The organism is Spirillospora sp. NPDC046719 (assembly GCF_040645715.1).
Classification (GTDB): Bacteria; Actinomycetota; Actinomycetes; order Streptosporangiales; family Streptosporangiaceae; genus Spirillospora.
The window spans coordinates 1-4,337 of sequence record NZ_JBEYYT010000623.1; the positions used below are offsets into that span (position 1 = coordinate 1).

General features: G+C 73.4%; 4 protein-coding genes. 2 read left to right on the forward strand and 2 right to left on the reverse strand.

Annotation, left to right across the window (positions count from 1 at the left end; genetic code table 11):
* Together ABZ914_RS47435 and ABZ914_RS47440 are read right to left on the reverse strand one after the other, a co-directional pair.
* On the reverse strand, window positions 1–947 hold a 947-nt coding region (locus ABZ914_RS47435; protein WP_500201207.1), incomplete at its 3' end, for a hypothetical protein.
* An 18-nt stretch (window positions 948–965) separates the two neighbouring features.
* The gene (locus tag ABZ914_RS47440) at window positions 966–2,126 is read right to left on the reverse strand and encodes a glycosyltransferase family 4 protein (RefSeq protein WP_500201208.1); all 1,161 of its coding nucleotides are present in this window, start codon (window positions 2,124–2,126) and stop codon (window positions 966–968) included.
* A 179-nt stretch (window positions 2,127–2,305) separates the two neighbouring features.
* Between ABZ914_RS47440 and ABZ914_RS47445 the strand changes: the two genes are divergently transcribed.
* A complete protein-coding gene (locus ABZ914_RS47445; protein WP_500201209.1) occupies window positions 2,306–3,418 on the forward strand; it encodes a DUF1972 domain-containing protein in 1,113 nt (370 codons plus the stop codon).
* 4 nt (window positions 3,419–3,422) lie between these two features.
* The coding region (locus ABZ914_RS47450) for a phosphotransferase (protein WP_500201210.1) at window positions 3,423–4,337 on the forward strand (915 nt) is incomplete at its 3' end.

Below are 4,337 nucleotides of genomic sequence, written 5' to 3' on the forward strand. Positions count from 1 at the left end.
GGCCGGTACGCGTCGTCGCGGCCGTCGCCGAGGGACCGGCGGCCCTGGTAGGACCGGCCGGCCGGAAGCTCGGGCATCGGCGTCCCGGGGCCGCCGAGCATGCCGCCCGGGGCGCCTCCGGGCACGCCGCCCATCGCGCCGGCGGGCGCGGCCTGCACCCGGCCGCGCGGCCGCGAGGAGGCGCGCAGGAACGACACGATGCAGGCCAGGATCGCGCCGATCGCGAAGCCGATCGCGCCGTTCTGCGGCAGCTTGCTGGGCGTCGGCGCGGTCGGGTCGGCGGTGTCGGTGAACTGGACGCCGTCGTTGTTCTTCGACCGGGCCGACAGCAGGCCGCTCTCGTCCGACTGCATCTTCGCGAGCTGGCTCGCGAGCATCTTGTACGGCCGCGTGCCCGCCTGGGTGGACTGCATCTGCTGCGTGATCTTCGTCTCCTGCTCCTTCAGCCCCTTGATCTGCTCGTCGAGGTTGCTGTTGTTCGTGGAGACGGTGACGTCCTGGTAGGCCTGCAGTACCGCGTTGGCGATGACGGCGGCCTCGGGCATGTTGGAGCCGTTGGCGGTGACGACCACGACCCCGCCGTCCGGCTTGCTGGAGGTCTTCACCCGGCCGCGCAGCTGCTCGCCGGTGAGGTTCGGGCCGTGCTTGCTCTTGACGATCTCGGCGGCGCGGGCCATCACGGGCGTGGAGCCGGCGAACGCCGCGCGCTGCGCGGTGTACGCGGCGTACCCCTGCCCGGACACGACGCCCATGCGCAGCGCGTTGTTGTTGTTCGTCGGGTCGGTGACGGCGAACCTCGCGGTGGCGGTCGCGCCGCTGAACAGGATCTGGGTGGCGGCGACCGAGGCGAGGACGCTGGCCAGCACGATGATGAGAGACATCAGCCGGTAGCGCCAGACCGCCTCGACGAGGCTGATCTCCGGTGTGACGGGGGTCTGTGCTGTCATCGGATGCTCTTGGAGTCCTCAGGAGGCCGTGGGCGGGATGAAGTCGGCGTCGGGTCCGGCGAGACGGCGGACGGCGTCCCGCAGCTCGTGGTGGTAACGGTCCTTGCCGAACCGCCGGGCGGCGTCGGCGCCGGCCCGCTTGGCCATCGCCTGGGCGCCGTCCCAGTCGTCCAGCAGCCGGGCGATCCCGGCCGCCAGCGCGTCCGGGTCGTCCGGGGCGACCAGCACGCCGTTGTCGCCGTCGGCGACGATCTCGACCAGCCCCTGGGTGGCGCTGGCGACGACCGGCCGGCCGGCGAGCATCGCCTCGACGGCGACGTTACCGAAGGGTTCGACGCGCGAGGGGACGATCGCGATGTCCGCCTCGGCGAACGAATTCCACACCGACGCGCGGAAACCCGCGAAGGCCACCGCGCCGTCGTCGCCGGCGAGGCCGCGCAACTCCTCCTCGAACCACTCATATCCGGGGAAGACGCTCCCGACCAGGGTCAGGTTCGCATCGTAGCCGCGATCGCGCAGTGATCGGACGGCGCGGACCGCGACATCGGACCCCTTGCGCGGCGACAGCCGCCCGACCAGGACGATCCGGGCGGGCCCGTCGAGCACCGCGCGCGGCGGCGCGACCGGCTCCGGCGGCTCCTCCACCCCGTTGTAGATGATCTGGGCGCCGCGGCCGGCGGAGCCGAGCGCGGCGGCGCTGGCGCGGCTGTTGACGACGATGGAGCGGGCGAGCCGCAGCGGCATCGACAGCGCGGCGCGCACCGGGCCGGGCACGTCGTCCTCGGCCTCGTGCACGTGGCACAGAGAGGGCACGCGGGCGAGCCGGCCGGCGAGCAGCCACAGCGGGATCGTCACGGTGTTGACGTAGAGCGCGGCGGCCCGTTCGCGGCGCAGCAGCCGCCACGCCTTCGGCAGCGCCCGCGTCGCGGCGAACGCCAGCCGGACGAGGCCGAGCGGCGTCATGTACGACTTGCGCAGGACCGGGACGGGCAGGACGACGACCTCGGCGCCCGCGTCCCTCAGCACCGGCGCGAGCGGCCCGTCCGCGGGCAGCGTCACGATGACGCGGTGGTCGGGGACCAGCGCGCGCACCGACTCCACGAGCATCCGGTCGGACCCGTAGAGATCGGGCGACGGGTGCGCCAGCACCACCGCGGACCTCGCGTGCCGTTCGGCCACTTGCCCCTCCTTCTGGTGATCCAGCCCCCTGGATACCAGTCTCCCGCAACCTTCAGATTAACTGTCGTTTACCGCAGGGACGCGCAACCCCCCTTCCGCATAATCTGTGCGGATCAATCACAAAGTGACGGTAATGGCTGGGGGTCAGGGTGCGCATCGCCATGGTAGGGACGCGCGGGGTGCCGGCGCGGTACGGCGGCTTCGAGACGGCGGTCGAGGAGATCGGCAAGCGGCTCGCGGCCGGCGGGCACGAGGTGACCGTCTACTGCCGGGGCGAGCGGCATCCGGAGCCGGAGTACCTCGGCATGCGGCTGGTGTACCTGCCGGCGATCGAGAAGAAGGTGGCCGAGACGCTCAGCCACACCGGGCTGTCGGTGCTGCACGCCTTCCGCAGCAAGATCGGTAAGGAGGGCGCGGACGTCGCGCTGCTGTTCAACGCGGCGAACGCGCCGATGCTGCCGATCCTGCGGACGCTGCGGATCCCGGTCGCGACGCACGTCGACGGCCTGGAGTGGAAGCGCACCAAGTGGAGCGGCACCGGGCAGAAGTACTACCGGGCCGCCGAGGCGATGGCGGTGCGCTGGTCGGACGCGCTGATCGCCGACGCCGTCGGCATCCAGGACTACTACCGCGAGCGGTTCGACGCCGACACGGTGTTCATCCCGTACGGCGCGCCGATCCTGTCGAGCACCGACACCGGGAAGCTGGCGGAGGCGGGGTACGAGCCGGGCGGGTTCCACCTGGTCGTGGCCCGGTTCGAGCCGGAGAACCACGTGCATCTGGCGGTGGAGGGCTACCGGCGCAGCCGGGCCTCGAAGCCGCTCGTCGTCGTCGGCTCGGCGCCGTACGCCGACGAGTACACCGCGCAGGTGAAGGAGCTGGCGGGCGACGACCCGCGCATCACGTTCATGGGCGGCGTGTGGGACCAGGACCTGCTGGACGCCCTGTACGCGGGCGCGCTCACCTACATCCACGGCCACTCGGTCGGCGGGACGAACCCGTCGCTGCTGCGCGCGATGGGCGCCGGGGCGTCCGTGCTGGCCTACGACGTGAACTTCAACCGCGAGGTGCTGGGCGAGGAGGCGGGCCGGTTCTTCGGCGACGCGGCGGAGCTGGCGGCGCAGGTGGAGGCGGCGGAGGCCGACCCGGGCGCGGCGGCCGACCGGGGCGACGCGGCGCGCAAGCGGGCGGCGGAGCGGTACGTGTGGGACGACGTCGCGGCGTCCTACGAGCGGCTGTGCGAGGACCTGATGGCCGGTCGCCGTACGCGCAAGACCATTCGCGGCAAGTGACGACATGAACGAGCAGATGACCACATCTGGTCATGAATTCGTCCGTCCCCGGATGGGCACCGGCAATGTCCTGGTCCCCGCCGGTTCACGGCGCGGTGCCCGCGCCGGCGTCTCGCTGTTCACCCGGTCGAAGCTGCCCGCGCTGGCCGCCCAGTGGGCGCTGTACGGCGCGGTGGCGGTCGCCGGGCCGCGCGTCCTGCCGGGCCCGCGCGTCCGCTGGGAGCCGCCGGGAGGGCCGGAGCGGTGGCGGACGCTGGCCGACCGGATCGGCACGTTCGACGGCCTCGCCCTCTACGAGCGCCCGCAGGCGTCCCGGACGGGCCTGGCGGCGGTGCTGCTGCGCGACGGGCGCCCCACCGGGTTCCTCAAGCTCCGCGACGACCCCGGCGAGCTGGACCGCGAGGAGCGCGCGCTGTCGGCGTTCCCCGAGGGCCGCGCGGACGGCTTCCGCGTCCCCCGCGTCCTGGACCGCGACGAGACCGCCGGATGGCACTGGATGGTGATCGAGGCGATGCCGCCGCGCCCGGCCCGCCCGGTGCGCGGGATCGCGCTGGCGCCGCTGCTGGCAGACCTGCAGCGGCGGCTCGCGGCGGTGCTGCCCCGCCCGTCCGGGACCCCGGACCACTGGGCGCCGATGCACGGCGACCTGACGGCCTGGAACCTGCGGCACTGCGGCCGGGGCCTGCCGTGGCTGATCGACTGGGAGGACGCGGCGTGGGCGCCGCCGGGCGCCGACCTCGTCTACTACGAGGCGACGCACGCCACCGTGTTCGGGAAGCCGTCCGGGCGCGACGACGTGAGCGGCTGCGCGGAGGCGGCGGAGTTCTGGCTGAAGCGGGTCGCGCAGCGCTCCGCGGGCGACCACGACGCCGCCTTCAACACGCGGCTCAGCGAGATCCTGCGGGGCATCGGCCGGGGC